The sequence below is a fragment of the Pseudomonas oryzagri genome (assembly GCF_020831405.1).
In the GTDB taxonomy this organism is placed as follows: domain Bacteria; phylum Pseudomonadota; class Gammaproteobacteria; order Pseudomonadales; family Pseudomonadaceae; genus Geopseudomonas; species Geopseudomonas oryzagri.
The window spans coordinates 363,267-377,992 of record NZ_JAJHPU010000017.1; the positions used below are offsets into that span (position 1 = coordinate 363,267).

The window sequence follows — 14,726 nt, forward strand, 5'->3', positions numbered from 1 at the left end:
ACGAACCATGATGCACGCCGACCTGATCGACCAGGAAGATTTCCGCGAGCGCCTGGTGGCGCTGGGCCTGAGCATCCCGCCCGGCAGCAGCGCCCAGCAGGCCTGCGAGCTGGCCGTCAGCGGCCTGGACAACGTCCGCGCCAAGGCCCTGCGCCGGCTGATCGAAGAGCTCCTGGCCGGCAGCGCCACCCTGCTGCCGGCGGTGCGCGAGGCGATCAACCGGCAGCTGCTGCCGGCGCTGGTGGCGCAGGTGCATTGAGGTTCTGCTACAACGACAACGGGGCGCCTTGGCGCCCCGTTGTCGTTTCTGCTCCCGGCAGCCGTGCCCTGACAACTGCGCCCTGGCACCCGGCGACGATGGCCCTCCCCCTCTGGCTGGCGGTCGTTGCGAGGAGCAGACTGGGAGGATCCACCGGACGGTCGATCAGGCATCCGCCCGGTCGCATTTGGATCTGCCGGCATCGCCCATACGTAAGACGCCGCTCACCGGGCGCGCGACCATTGAGAGGTAATGACTAGCGCCCGCCGCGGCAGGCTCCATAACTAACTAGAAGAAAAGTATTCGAGTACTTGAGGAGGCGTATGCAAAAGACACCTGGGTCACCCGTCGATAAGGTCGTTTTCTGGGTGGCAGCCGTGATTGCAGCCTCGTTCGTCACCTGGGGAGCGCTCGCCCCCAAGGCCATGGCGACGGCAACGCAGGCGCTACTGGACACCATCATCGACTGGTTCGGCTGGAGCTTCGTCCTCTCCACCGTCTTCTTCCTGGGCTTCACGCTGTTCCTCTCCTTCAGCCGCTACGGCCGCATCCGCCTCGGCAAGGACGACGAAGTCCCCGAATTCCGCACCTCGTCATGGATCGCCATGATGTTCAGCGTCGGCATGGGCATCGGGCTCATGTTCTGGGGCGTGGCCGAACCGATCACCCACTTCGCGACGCCGCCCTACGGCCTGGCGGAACCAAACACCAAGCAGGCGGCCCAGCTGGCGATGGGCTACGCCTACTTCCACTGGGCCTTCCACCCCTGGGCGATCTACGCCGTCGTCGGCTTGGCGATCGCCTACTTCTCGTTCCGCAAGGGACTGCCGAACCTGATCTCCAGCGCCTTCACCCCGCTGATCGGCGAGGCCGGCGTGCGCGGGCCGCTGGGCAAGTCGATCGACGTGCTGGCGGTTCTGGCCACCCTGTTCGGCACCGCCACCTCGCTCGGCCTGGGCGCGCAGCAGATCAACAGCGGTCTGAACTTCCTCTGGCACACCGGCGAATCGACCGGCATCGCGTTGGCGATCATCGCGGTGATGTCGGTGCTGTTCATCCTTTCCGCCATCTCCGGCGTGGGCAAGGGGGTGCAATTCCTCAGCAACGTCAACATGGTGGTCGCGGTACTGCTGTTGCTGTTCCTGCTGGCGGTGGGCCCCACCGTGTTCATCATGAACACCCTGATCGCCTCGGTCGGCGAATACCTGCGCGAGCTGGTCCCGATGTCGTTCCGCACCGCGGCCTTCGAGGACGGCAAGTGGCTCGGCGGCTGGACCATCTTCTACTGGGCCTGGTGGGTGTCCTGGGCGCCGTTCGTGGGCACCTTCATCGCGCGTATCTCGCGCGGCCGGACCATTCGCGAGTTCGTCGTCGGCGTCATCTTCATCCCCAGCGGCGTGACCATGGTGTGGTTCGCGATCATGGGCGGTTCGGCCCTGTACGCGGAGCTGGCCGGCGCCGGCGGCATCGCCGCGGCCGTGAAGGACCAGGGACCGGCCGTGGCGCTGTTCCTGCTGCTCTCCGAGTATCCCGCCGCGGCGCTGACCTCGTTCGCCGCCGTCGTGCTGGTCGGCGTGTTCTTCATCTCCGGGGCCGACGCGGGCGCCATCGTCATGGGCATGCTGTGCACCCGCGGCAACCTGCATCCGCCGAGCTGGCTGGTGATGCTGTGGGGCACCCTGGCCGCCGCGGCCGCCTCGGTACTGCTGGTGATGGGCGGCCTGGGTGCGCTGCAGACCGCCGCCATCATCTTCGCCGCGCCCTTCCTGGCGGTGATGGTGGGCCTGTGCGGATCGCTGTGGAAGGCGCTGCGCAATGAACGCCGGTCGGCGCGGAGCGGCAACCGCATGCCGCTGTCCTCGCTGCCGCATGTGCCGCTGCTCCACGACGCCCCGGAACACAAGCAGCCCCCGCAACGCGGCGGCGCGCGCGCCAAGGCGCAGAGCCGCTAACGGAGCGCATCCAGCTATCCGGCGACCGCATGCTCGTCGAGGCGCCCCAGTTCCGGGGGCGCCCTCGGCGAACGGTGCCGCCGGCCCCGCCCGCACCCTTTCGCCGGCCATGATGCCGGTGGTTCGAGCCCACGCTACGGCGTGACAAGGGCGACTCTGCGTTGCCGCGGCCGCACCGTGGCAGCGGCGCGACTTGCCCCCCATCGCCCGAGCGTTTTCCGCGCCAGCGCCCCCAGCCGGCCTCCTGATGCCCTACCGGCGATCGCCTGTTTTTATGGCTACGCTTCTCTGCAACGGAGCGGCACCGCTGGGGCCTCTCCTTGCCAGGCAGGAGGCCTTGTAGCCATGAACAGCGTGCCAGACGTTCGCCCCACGGCCACTATCCTGGTGGTCGACGACACCCCGGAAAACCTGATGCTGATGACCGACCTGCTCAAGGACCGGTATCGCATCAAGGCCGCCAACAACGGCGAGAAGGCCCTGCGCATCCTCCAGGGCGACCCGCTCCCCGACCTCGTCCTGCTCGACATCATGATGCCGGGCCTGTCCGGCTACCAGGTCGCCGAGCAGCTCAAGCTCGATCCGCGCACCCGCGACCTGCCGATCATCTTCCTGACCGCCATGACGGGCGTCGAGGACGAGATCCATGGTCTGGAACTGGGCGCCGTGGACTACATCACCAAGCCGATCAGCCCGCCGCTGGTCCTGGCCCGGGTCGAGACCCAGCTCAAGATCAAGGCGGCGGCGGACTTCCTGCGCGACCAGAACGATTTCCTCGAGCAGGAAGTGCAGCGGCGTACCCGCGAGGTGACGGCCATCCAGGACGTCACCATCCTGGCCATGGCCTCGCTGGCCGAGACCCGCGACAACGAAACCGGCAACCATATCCGCCGCACCCAGCACTACGTGCGCCTGCTGGCCGAGCTGCTGCGCGAGCACCCGCGCTTTCGCCACTTCCTCGACGAGGAGACGATCAAGCTGCTGTTCAAGTCGGCGCCGCTGCACGACATCGGCAAGGTCGGCATCCCCGACCGCATCCTGCTCAAGCCGGGGCGCTTCACCCCGGAAGAGTTCGAGATCATGAAGACCCACACCACCCTGGGGCGCGACGCCATCCAGCATGCCGAGGACGAGCTGGGGATCGACGTCGACTTTCTGCGCTTCGCCAAGGAAATCGCCTACAGCCATCAGGAGAAGTGGGACGGCAGCGGCTATCCGGAGGGACTGGCCGCCGACGACATTCCCATCAGCGCCCGGCTGATGGCGCTGGCGGACGTCTACGACGCGCTGATCAGCCGCCGCGTGTACAAGCCCGGCATGCCGCACGAGCAGGCGGTGGAGATCATCCGCCAGGGGCGCAGCACGCATTTCGATCCCGATATCTGCGACGCCTTCCTGGCCAATGCCGAGCAGTTCCGCGACATTGCCGCGCGCTTCGTCGACAGCGACAAGGACATGACCCGGCAACTGGCCGCGCTCGAGCGGATCGCCGAAGAGCCCTGAGCCAGGGCCCGCCCGCTACGCCGTACAAGGAGTCGCCCGATGAGAGTGCTCGCGCTGCTTGAGCGTCTTGCGCTGCGCCGCAAGCTGATTCTGGGGTTCGTCGTGCTGCTCGCCCTGGCGCTGGCGCTCGGCGTGCAGAGCCTGCGTACCCAGGCCAAGCTGAGCCGCGACCTGCAGCATCTGTACAGCACGGATCTGGTCGGCGCCCTGCACCTGCACGAGGCGCGCGTGCAGCTGCCGCACATCGTCTGGGAGCTGCAGCGCGCCGTCGCCGCCAGCAACAGCGCGGTGCGTGGCGACGCCATGCGCCAGCTGGAGGCTGCCCAGCAGCGCCTGCACGAGGAGCTGGCGCTGGCCAAGCCGACCCTCTGGCGCGCCGAGAATCTGGTCAAGGTGGCGGAGCTCGAACTGCAGATCGAACGCCTGCGACAGAGCGGCGCGCAGGCCCTGCTGCTGGCCGACCAGGGACGCCAGACGCAGGCGCAGCTGCTGCTCAACAGCGCGGATTTCCAGCGCCTCGACAACCAGGCCGACGCGCTGCTGGAGGCCATCGCGCAGACCAAGCAGGCCGCGCTGCACGACCTGGTCACGCAGATCACCGCCTACGCCGAGCGCAGCAGCGTGCTCACCTACGCCCTGTTGCTGGGCGGCCTGGCCCTCGCCCTGGTGCTGGCCTGGCTGGTCAGCCAGTCGATCGGCAATCCGCTCGAGCGGGTGCGCAGGGCCGTCGACCAGTTGGCCGCCGGGCAGCTGGACAGGCCCATCCCGCATACCGACCTGAGCAACGAGACCGGCGACCTGGCGCGCGCCATCGCCAAGCTGCAGCTCGAGTCGCGCCAGCTCGAACGCCAGCGCTGGGTCAAGGCCCAGGTCGCCCTCGTGCAGCTCGACCTGCAGCAGGCGGAAACGCCCCAGGAGCTGGCGCAGACCTTCTTCTGCCGCATCGCGCCGCAGCTGGGGGTGTGCCAGGGGGTGCTGTACGCCCTCTACGACGGGGCCTCGCGCCTGCAGCTGCTGGGCAGCTACGCCCTGGATGGCGAGCACCCGCCGGCCAGCGCGGTCGCGCTGGGCGAAGGATTGCTGGGCCAGTGCGCGCTGGACCGCCAGCCCCGTCAGCTCGCCGACCTGCCGGAGCAGTTCTGGCACGTGCGCGCGCAGCTGGGCGAGGCGCCGGCCAGTCACCTGCTGGTGCAGCCGGTGCTGCGCGGCGATCGTCTGCTCGGCGTACTGGAACTGGCCGGCTTTCGCCCGCTGGACGAGAACCAGGCGCTGCTGCTGCAGGAGGTGCTGCCCAGGCTGGCCGCCGCCATGGCCATCATGGAGCGCAGCGCGGCGGCCCAGGCCCTGCTGCTGGAGACCCGCCGCCAGGCCGACGAAATGGGCGCGCAGGCGGTGCAGCTGGAGCAGCAGGCGCAGGCGCTGGAGACGCAGCAGGCGGCGCTGCGGGCCACCGAGGCCTGGTACCGCGGCATCATCGAGGCGGCGCCGGACGGCATGCTGGTGGTCGACGCGCAGGGCCGCATCCAGCTGACCAATCCGCAGCTCGACCACCTGTTCGGCTACGCCGCCGGCGAGCTGATCGACGAGCCGGTGGAACGCCTGATCCCCGAGCAGGTGCGCGCCCGCCACGTCGCGCTGCGCAACGGCTTCATCGCCCAGGGCAGCACCCGCCAGATGGGCGCCGGGATCGAGGACCTGCAGGGGGTACGCAAGGACGGCAGCCAGTTCGCCGTGGAGATCGGCCTGTCCCGCCTGCCGACCCTGGAGGCACGCGGCGTCTGCGTCTGCGCCTCGATCCGCGACGTCAGCGAGCGCCGGGCGATGGAGGTCAAGCTGCGCACGGCCAGCGATCGCCTGAGCCTGGCGCAGGAGGCGGGCGACATCGGCCTGTTCGACGTCGACTTCGTGACCGGCCACGACTACTGGACGCCCCAGCTGGAAAAGATGTTCGGCCTCGAGCCGGGCGCCTTCGGCGGCACCATGGCGCACTGGAAGGCGCTGCTGCATCCCGACGATGCCGAAGCGGCGGACAGCGCCTACGCGGAAGCGGTCGCCAGCGGCGTCGATCGCTTCGAGGTCGACTTCCGCATCGTGCGGCAGAACGACGGGGCGGTGCGCACCTTCAGGTCGCTGAGCCGCTTCACCCGCGCCCCCGACGGGACGCCGCTGCGCGCCACCGGCGTGAACATCGACGTCACCGAGCTGATCGAGGCCCGTGCGGTGGCCGAGGAGGCGACCCGGGCCAAGAGCGACTTCCTCGCCAACATGAGCCACGAGATCCGCACGCCGATGAACGCCATCATCGGCATGAGCTACCTGGCGCTGCGCACCGAGCTCAACCCGCGCCAGCGCAACTACATCGAGAAGGTGCATCGCTCGGCGGAGAGCCTCCTGGGGATCATCAACGACATCCTCGACTTCTCCAAGATCGAGGCCGGGCGGATGGATCTGGAGTCCATCCCGTTTCGCCTGGAAGACGTCCTCGAGGAGTTCGCCAACATGGTCGGCCTGAAGGCCGAGGACAAGGGCCTGGAGCTGCTCTACAACACCTCGGCCGACCTGCCCACCGCGCTGATCGGCGATCCGCTGCGCCTGGGCCAGATTCTGATCAACCTGGGCAACAACGCCGCCAAGTTCACCGAGCACGGCGAGATCGTGGTCGGCGTGGAGCGGGTCGGCGGCGACGAAAGTCGCGCCGAGCTGCATTTCTGGGTGCGCGATACCGGCATCGGCATGACCCCCGAGCAGTGCGCGCGCATGTTCCAGTCGTTCAGCCAGGCCGACAGCTCGACCACCCGCAAGTACGGCGGCACCGGCCTGGGACTGTCGATCTCCAAGCGCCTGGTGGAGATGATGGGCGGACGCATCTGGGTGGAAAGCACGCTGGGCAGCGGCTCGACCTTCCATTTCAGGGTGAGCCTGGGTCTGCAGACGGAAGGCCAGCAGCGCCGCATGTACACCGCCGAGGAGTTGCTCGGCACCCGCGTGCTGGTGGTGGACGACAACGCCACGGCGCGCGAGATCCTCTCCGGCATGGCGCGCAGCTTCGGCATCGAGGTGGACGCGGTGGATAACGGTAGCGCCGCCCTGCGCATGCTGGTCGAGGCCGAGCAGAAGGCGTTGCCCTACGATCTGGTGCTGATGGATTGGCGCATGCCGGAGATGGACGGCGTGGAAACCGTGCGCCGGATGCACTCCACCCAGCTGGCGCACACCCCGTCGGTGATCATGGTCACCGCCTTCGGTCGCGAGGAGGTGCGCGGCGAGACCGAGCGGCAGGGCGTGGCGTTGCCGGTCGTGCTGACCAAGCCGGTGACGCCCTCCACCTTGCTGGAGGCCATCGGTAGCGTGCTCGGCAACCTGCCGCAGGCCGATACCCGGGCCAGCGAGCGCAGCGGGCAAAGCGCCAGCGACATGGCCAGCCTGCGCGGCGCGCGCCTGCTGCTGGTGGAGGACAACGAGCTCAACCGCGAGCTGGCCTGCGAGCTGCTGCAGGAGGCGGGTATCGAGCTGGGGCTGGCCAACGATGGCCAGCAGGCGCTCGATCTGCTGGCGCGCGATGCCGACTTCGACGGTGTGCTGATGGACTGCCAGATGCCGGTGATGGACGGCTACACCGCCACCGGCAGGATTCGCCAAGAGCCGCGTTTCGCCCAGCTGCCGGTGATCGCCATGACCGCCAACGCCATGGCCGGCGATCGCGAGAAGGCGCTGGCCTGCGGCATGAACGACCATATCTCCAAGCCGCTGAACGTGGAGGACATGTTCGCCACCCTGGCCCGCTGGATCAAACCGCGCAGCGGGCGGCCGGGCATGGCGCCGCAGGCCGGCGCCCCGGCGGCAGCCGATCCGCTGCCGGAGCGTCTGGCGGGCATCGACCTGGCCGCCGGGCTGGCCACCTGCATGGGCAAGCGCGATCTCTACCGGCGCCTGTTGGGCAAGTTCCACGCCGCCCACAGCGGCTTCGCCCGGCAGTTCCAGACGGCGCTCGCCGATCCCGACCCCAGCGCCGCCACGCGCCTGGCCCACAGCCTGCGCGGCGCCGCGGGCAACATCGGCGCGAAGGCGGTCGCGCAGGCCGCCGGCACCCTGGAGCAGGCCTGCCAGAGCGGCGCGGCCGGCGATGAGGTGACGTCCCGGGTCAACGAGGTCGAGCGCTGTCTGGCGCCGGTACTGGCGGCTCTGGCCGGCCTTGGCGAGGAGAGCCCGCCGCCCGCCGAGGCGGATGTGCAGTCCCTGCCGCAGCTGCAAGGGCAGCTGGATACCCTCAAGCGCCTGCTGGCCGAGAGCGATACCGCGGCCGCCGACGTGCTCCACGCGCTACGGGCGTGCTCGCTCGAACGGCAACTCGCCGAGCGTCTGGCGCTGGTCGCCCATCAGGTCGAACGTTTCGACTTCGATCAGGCCCTGGCGCTTCTCCAGGAGGGCGTGCCCGGCTGAGCCGCTAGCGCCGTTCTCGTTGGCTGACCGCCCGTGTCTTCTCGCGCAACTCAAAAGGCTGGATCAACTTCATCCTTGATGCAGCCGTATAGCTTGTCGGCACCGCCGAACCGGGCGAGTGCATCGTTACCACCCACTGCGACGCGCTGCGCGGTGATCGGCCGCGCCAGCACGTTGGCCGAGCCCGGAAGGATCAGAATCGCGGTGCGTCCAGCCTGGAAGCGGTTGATCGCATCCTGCCGGTGCTTGGGTATATCGGTCTCCGGCAGACCGTTGAGCATGCGGTTCATGGCGACGCTCGCTTCGCCCAGCTCATCGCTCGGGCCGGAGTCGCCGACAATTCCAGGCACGACGCGCTTGCTGGCGCTCGGTGAAAAAGCGACGACCGTGCTGCGCTTGACCACGCCAAGCGACTGGAAGCGGCTGTTCCCGGGAACCACCAGGGCAGGTACCGCCAAGGCATCGATCCACTTCGACTGATCGCAGTCGCCTTGCCGATTGAAACCTCCCGCCACCGCGACATCGGCGGTCATCGATACCAGATAACCGTCAGCGGAAAGACAGGGTTTCCCGGTGGCGGCGTTCTTTTCGATGATGTCCGCATCGAGCACCTGCCAAGTCCGCGGGAGCGGATAGCCCGCGTCGCGTACCGCTTCGAAGTCCGCCTCCGGTCGTCCCGGGTCAACAAAGGCATTGCGGATATTGTTGATCGCACAGGGCCCGGCTCCGGGATCAGTGCTGCAGCGCCTGCCGGTCACGTCGATCTGATGGTAGGAAATCTTGGTACCGTCGGTGTTGACCTTGAGCGAGGTGATGAACAGCAGCGGTCGTATGCTGCCAAGCGCCGGGACGGGAGCGCCCTGGTAAACCTGTACGCTCCGGGAGCCATGTTCGTCCGGCTGCTGGAAAACCCTCTCGAAACCGCAGGCGCCGGCAAACGTCTCTACGGGGAGTGCCATCGCCAGGCTCAGAGCCCCGACGCGCAATAGACCGGATGGATACACCGCGAGTCCTCCTGATTCAGGCCTGTTTCTGACAGAGCTGCGGCGCGGTGCGCCAACCAACCCGCTTCAGCGCCGTTGCACGTCAGGAAGGATTGCTGGCTGGCAGAGTTCACGCACGCCGAGCGCTGCCACCCAGCTGAAAAACTCCTGCCATCCGCCTGCCGCCCTCCCCCTCACCCCCACTCGATGCGGTTGCGCCCGGCGCTCTTCGCCCGATACAGCGCCATGTCGCTGCGCGACAGCGCCGCATCGACGCTGGCGTCGGTGGCGTTCAGCGCGGCGATGCCGACGCTGATGCTCAGGGCGATGCCCGCGCCATCGTGCGCCAGCGGTCGTTCGGCGAGGTGGTACTGGAGGCGCCGGGCGAAGGCGCTGGCATCGTCGAGGCCGGTGTCCGGCAGCAGCACGGCGAACTCCTCGCCGCCGACGCGGCCGGCGAGGTCGCTCTTGCGCAGCTGTTCGCGCAGGATGGCGGCGAAGTGCTTGAGGGCGAGGTCGCCGACGGCATGGCCCCACTGGTCGTTGATCGCCTTGAAGTGGTCGAGGTCGCACATCAGCACCGCGGCGCCGCCGCTGCCGCCACCGCGCTGGATGCGCGCCAGCTCGCCTTCGATCTGGCTCATGAAGTGCCGGCGGTTGGGCAACTGGGTGAGGAAGTCGGTGGTGGCGAACTCCTGCAGTTCGGCCTCGATGCGCTTGCGCTCGGTGACGTCGGTGATGAAGCCGTGCCACAGGGTGCTGCCATCGGCCAGGCTGCGCGGCCGGGCGACGCCCTGGCGCCAGCGCAGGCCCTGGCGCGGCAGCAGCACGCGGTACTCCAGCTCCCAGGGGACCATGGCGGCGGCGGCGGTTTCCAGCGAGGCGAGGTAGGCCGGCAGGTCGTCGGGGTGGACCAGGGCGTGGATGGCCGCGTCGCTCTCGGCCACCTGCTCCGGCTCCAGTTCGTAGATGTCGCGGATGCCGGCGCTGGCGTAGGTGAAGAAGGCCGCGCCGTCCGCCTGGCAGCGATACTGGAACACCAGCCCGGGCACCTCGTCGGTCAGGTGGGTGACCAGGTCGACGCTCTGCTGCAGGCGCTCGGCCATCGAGTGCATCGCCGAGATGTCGGTGGTGGTGCCGATCATGCGCAGCGGCCGGCCGGCGGCGTCGCGGCTGACCACCTTGCCGCGGCTGCAGATCCACTTGTAGCTGCCGTCCTTGCAGCGGATGCGGTGCTCGACGTCGTAGCTCGCGGTCTTGCCGTCGAAGTGCGCCTGGATGGTGGCGCGCACGTAGGCCAGGTCGTCGGGGTGGACGCGCGTGTAGCTCTCCTCGATGCGGTTGCCGACCTCGTCCTCGGCGTAGCCGAGCAGCGCCTTCCAGCCGGCGGAATAGAAAATCTCGCCGGTGGCGACGTTGCGATCCCAGATGCCGGTGCCGCTGCCGGCGATGGCCAGCGCCATCTGCCGCTCGCTGGCGCGCAGCGCCTCGATCTCGGCGCGCAGCTCGGCCTCGCGGCGCGCACCGGCGAGCGCGGCGGCCATGCCGGCCAGATCGAGGAGGAAGCGGCGCTGGCCATCGTCCAGCTCGCGCGGCCGGTCGTCGAGCAGGCACAGGGTGCCGAGCCGGCTGCCGTCGGCGGCGCGCAGCGGGCAGCCGGCGTAGAAGCGGATGGCCGGCTGGCCGTCGGCGCGGGTGTCGGCCAGCAGGACGATCTCGCCGTCGTGGCCGTCGCGCTCGAGCGCGTCCAGCTCGGCCGGCGCTTCGCCCGGCGCCAGCCCGGCGACGGCGAGGATGCTGCGCTGGCCGTCGGCGATACGGGTGATCAGCGCCTGGGCGACGCCGAAGTGGTGCTGGGCGAGGCGCGCCAGAAGGTCGAAACGCTGGTCAGCTTCAGCGGACATCTGCATATCCTGGGGACTCGACAAGAACCTGGGGCAATAACAACAGTCTATAACGGCCTTGCCGACTAGCCAGTGAAACACGGCTCGCCCCCGGCGGCGGACGGCAACCAACGGCAGGCGCCGCGGTCCAATCGGGCGTTGGACAACCGGCGATGCGCCCACCACAGTGGCGCCCGCCAACCACCCGAGGAGACCTTCTTGTCAGCCGTTCTCGTTCGCCTGTTCTGCCGCGCCGCACTGCTGTTCGCCGCCGGCACGGCATCCGCCGCCACCTGCCCCGTCGGCGAGCAGGAAGTCTGCCTGGGCAGCTGCTTCTGCGCCCCGGCCGTCGGCGGCGAACTGGGCACGCTCTACGAGGACGTGGGCAAGATGGCGGCCGGCGGCCTGGCGACCTGGATCACCCAGACGCGCGCCTCGGTGCCCGCGGCGAGCGTACGGCCGATCCCCCTGCACATCCGCGTCCAGCTGGAAGCCTGGTACGACTGGCGGGTGCTGGAAACGGTGCGCTACAAGGTCGACGACGGCCGCGAGCTGAGCGCGGCGAACGCCGTGCTGCAGAATCCTGACGTGAATGCGGTGACCCTGGTGGACCTGATCGTGTTCAGGAACGCCCAGGACGCCGAGGACAACGTCGCGCTCTGGGCGCACGAGCTCAAGCACGTCGAGCAGTACCAGCAGTGGGGAGTGGAGGGCTTTGCCGCGCGCTACAGCCGCGACTACCAGGCCATCGAGGCGCCGGCGTATGCGATCCAGCGCGAGGTGGCGCGCAGCCTCAAGTTGCCGGTGACCCAGAGCGGCGACGCTCACTGAGCGGGCGCCGGGTCTTTACTTGTCTTTCTTGGTTTTCTTGTCTTTCTTGTCCTTTTTGCCCTTCGTGCTCTTCTTCGGATAGTCGAGACGGAGCTTTTCGGGCGTCAGCTTGCCGAGCCCGTCCCATGACTTGCAGTCGAAGCGCAGCTCGGCGACCGCGCAGGTCGGCAGGTGCTCGATGTCGGGACAGAAGTGCTGGACCAGTTCGAGCAGCTCGGGGTTGTGGCCGACCAGCATGACCCGCTTGTACCCCTCGCCCTCCTCGGCCAGCACGGCGAGCATGTCCTCCACCCGGCAAGCGTACAGGCGCTCGTCGAACAGGATGTCCTTGCGCCGGTAGCCGATGGCCCGGGCCAACCCCACGGCGGTGGCCAGCGCGCGCAGTGCCGGGCTGCTGATGATCAGGTCGGGATGCAGCTCGCGCCCGGCCAGGCGCTTGCCCATCTTGACCAGTTCGCGCTCGCCACTTTCGGCCAGCAGCCGGTCGCGGTCGGGCAGCCGGGTTTCGTCCCAGCTCGACTTGGCGTGGCGCACCACAATCAGCGTCTTCACGGCCCTCTCCCACAGGGGGTATCAGACCTTCAGCATGGCCCAGCGGCGCCGGCCGCGCCACGCGGCGGGTGTTTCTACACCCGCACGCTGGCGAAAGTCGACTCGCCCTGGGCGCGGCTCAGTGCGGTGACCGACAGGGCATTGGGCGATACCTCGCCGGGGATCGGCAGCAGGGCAACCACGCTGGCGCCTTGCTGGCCCGCGCGCTCGTTGCTCGGCGGGATGCCGAAGTATTCGCGGTAGCACTTGGAGAAGTGCGGCGTGGAGACGAAGCCGCACACCGAGGCGACCTCGATGATGGGCATGGTGGTTTGCTTGAGCAGCTGGCGAGCGCGGATCAGGCGCAGCTTGAGGTAGTAGCGCGACGGCGAGCAGTGCAGGTACTTCTGGAACAGGCGCTCGAGCTGGCGGCGCGACACGTCGACGTAGCAGGACAGCTCGTCGAGGTCGATCGGCTCCTCCAGGTTGGCCTCCATCAGCGCGACGATTTCCTGCAGCTTGGGCTGGTTGGTGCCGAGCATGTGCTTGAGCGGCACGCGCTGGTGGTCCTGCTCGTTGCGGATGCGCTCGTAGATGAACATCTCGGAGATCGCCGCGGCCAGTTCGCGGCCGTGCTCGCGGGCGATCAGGTGCAGCATCATGTCCAGCGGTGCGGTGCCGCCGGAGCTGGTGTTGCGGTTGCGGTCGATGGAGAACAGGCGGGTGCTGACGCCGGCGCGCGGGAAGGCTTCCTGCATCGAGGCCAGACATTCCCAGTGCACGCTGCAGTCGTAGCCGTCGAGCAGGCCGGCCTTGGCCAGCGCCCAGCTGCCGGTACACACCGCGCCCATGTGGCGGCCCATGCGCGCCTGCGCCTGCAGCCAGACCACGTGCTCGCGGGTGACGGCGCGCTGGATGTCGATGCCGCCGCAGACGATCACCGCGTGCAGCTGCGGCGCGCTGTCGAGCGCGGCGTCCGGGGTGATCTGCAGGCCGTCGCTGGCGCTGACCGGACGGCCGTCGCGGGTCAGGGTGTGCCAGCGGTACAGCTCCTTGCCGGACAGATGGTTGGCCATGCGCAGGGGTTCGACGGCCGAGGCCAGGGAAATCAGGGTGAAGTTGTCCAGCAGCAGGAAGCCGATGGACTGCGGGACGGAAGTCTGGGGTGCGGAAATCGGGGGACGGGCCCCGGGGGCGAAATGCGACGACATCGGTTGAACCCTCACGCTAAGCGTCGTGGAACCCTCGAAGGGGGCCTTTGTTGTGCGTCTCCAGGTAACGTCCCGGATGATCTTAGACAGGAAGCAAGGTCCGTGCCTAAATTGACTGAACGTTCAATCAAAAAACATCGTCGCCATTCATAAGGCCCGGCGACAGGGGCCTTGTGGCCCTGCAGCCCGCGTGGCTGCTGGCCTGGGCATTTACGTAGCAGCCGCTGTCACCCTGTGACGCCGCTGCCGGCCGGCCGTAACAGGCTGGCCCTCTGCCACTCCGCTGCGGTGTCGCGGCCGACCGCGGCATCCGCCGCCGGCCGCGCGCACCAGGCCGGTGCACCAAGCGGCCGGCCGGTGCCAACAGCGCTCAGCACTCGATGGCGCTGACCGCCAGGCCCCCGCGCGAGGTCTCCTTGTACTTGTCGTGCATGTCGGCACCGGTGTCGCGCATGGTGCGGATCACCCGGTCCAGCGAGATGAAGTGCTCGCCGTCGCCGCGCAGCGCCATCTGCGCCGCGTTGATCGCCTTCACCGCGGCGATCGCGTTGCGCTCGATGCACGGCACCTGCACCAGGCCGCCGACCGGATCGCAGGTCAGCCCCAGGTTGTGCTCCAGGGCGATCTCGGCGGCGTTCTCCAGCTGCGCGGGACTGGCGCCCAAGACCTCGGCCAGCCCCGCCGCGGCCATCGCGCAGGCCGAGCCCACCTCGCCCTGGCAGCCGACCTCGGCGCCGGAGATCGAGGCGTTCTTCTTGCACAGGATGCCCACCGCCGCGGCGGCCAGCAGGTAGTCGACCACGTCGGCCTCGCTCACCGCCGGGCTGAAGCGCACGTAGTAGTGCAGCACCGCCGGGATGATCCCCGCCGCACCGTTGGTGGGCGCGGTGACCATGCGCCCGCCGGCGGCGTTCTCCTCGTTGACCGCCAGGGCGAACAGGTTGACCCACTCCATGCCGCTCAGGGTCGAGCCGATCACGTTGGGCTTGCTCAGCTGCTGCAGGCTGCGGTGCAGCTTGGCCGCGCGGCGCTGCACGTTGAGCCCGCCGGGCAGGATGCCCTCGTGCCTGAGGCCGTTGTCCACGCAGTCGCGCATGGCCTGCCACAGGCGCATCAGGCCGCTGCGGATCTCC

10 protein-coding genes are annotated in these 14,726 nt (G+C 68.8%); 5 read left to right on the forward strand and 5 right to left on the reverse strand.

What is annotated here, in order from left to right; genetic code table 11:
- Nucleotides 1-7 precede the first annotated feature (7 nt).
- The 4 genes from LMJ29_RS06855 to LMJ29_RS06870 all read left to right on the forward strand — a co-directional run bounded on the left by LMJ29_RS06855 (nucleotide 8) and on the right by LMJ29_RS06870 (nucleotide 8,154).
- Entirely contained in the window at nucleotides 8-259 is a 252-nt protein-coding gene (locus tag LMJ29_RS06855) for a hypothetical protein (RefSeq protein ID WP_229604762.1), read from the forward strand.
- Nucleotides 260-582: 323 nt separating this feature from the next.
- A complete protein-coding gene (locus LMJ29_RS06860; protein WP_264758779.1) occupies nucleotides 583-2,211 on the forward strand; it encodes a BCCT family transporter in 1,629 nt (542 codons plus the stop codon).
- A gap of 345 nt (nucleotides 2,212-2,556) precedes the next feature.
- Nucleotides 2,557-3,714 carry a response regulator gene (locus tag LMJ29_RS06865; protein ID WP_229604764.1) on the forward strand — a complete coding sequence of 386 codons (1,158 nt, stop codon included), beginning with the start codon at nucleotides 2,557-2,559 and terminating at the stop codon, nucleotides 3,712-3,714.
- 39 nt (nucleotides 3,715-3,753) lie between these two features.
- Complete coding sequence (locus LMJ29_RS06870; protein ID WP_229604765.1) at nucleotides 3,754-8,154, forward strand: response regulator; 4,401 nt, start codon at nucleotides 3,754-3,756, stop codon at nucleotides 8,152-8,154.
- A 50-nt stretch (nucleotides 8,155-8,204) separates the two neighbouring features.
- Here LMJ29_RS06870 and LMJ29_RS06875 read toward each other — a convergent pair whose 3' ends face one another.
- Nucleotides 8,205-9,113, reverse strand: coding sequence for a glycoside hydrolase family 75 protein (locus tag LMJ29_RS06875; protein ID WP_229604766.1), 909 nt, complete (start codon nucleotides 9,111-9,113; stop codon nucleotides 8,205-8,207).
- Nucleotides 9,114-9,331: 218 nt separating this feature from the next.
- Nucleotides 9,332-11,041 (reverse strand): sensor domain-containing diguanylate cyclase, encoded by a 1,710-nt coding sequence (locus LMJ29_RS06880; RefSeq protein WP_229604767.1) that lies wholly within the window; start codon nucleotides 11,039-11,041, stop codon nucleotides 9,332-9,334.
- Nucleotides 11,042-11,239: 198 nt separating this feature from the next.
- On the opposite strand from LMJ29_RS06880, the gene LMJ29_RS06885 reads away from it, so the two are divergent.
- Complete coding sequence (locus LMJ29_RS06885; protein WP_229604768.1) at nucleotides 11,240-11,851, forward strand: eCIS core domain-containing protein; 612 nt, start codon at nucleotides 11,240-11,242, stop codon at nucleotides 11,849-11,851.
- A gap of 15 nt (nucleotides 11,852-11,866) precedes the next feature.
- On the opposite strand, the gene LMJ29_RS06890 is transcribed toward LMJ29_RS06885, so the two are convergent.
- From LMJ29_RS06890 to LMJ29_RS06900, 3 genes are all read right to left on the reverse strand, one after another.
- Complete coding sequence (locus LMJ29_RS06890; RefSeq protein WP_229604769.1) at nucleotides 11,867-12,403, reverse strand: SixA phosphatase family protein; 537 nt, start codon at nucleotides 12,401-12,403, stop codon at nucleotides 11,867-11,869.
- Between the two features lie 74 nt (nucleotides 12,404-12,477).
- A complete protein-coding gene (gene gbdR, locus LMJ29_RS06895; protein WP_229604770.1) occupies nucleotides 12,478-13,593 on the reverse strand; it encodes a choline metabolism transcriptional regulator GbdR in 1,116 nt (371 codons plus the stop codon).
- A 370-nt stretch (nucleotides 13,594-13,963) separates the two neighbouring features.
- Nucleotides 13,964-14,726: L-serine ammonia-lyase (locus LMJ29_RS06900; RefSeq protein WP_229604771.1), on the reverse strand; the 763-nt coding region annotated here is incomplete at its 5' end.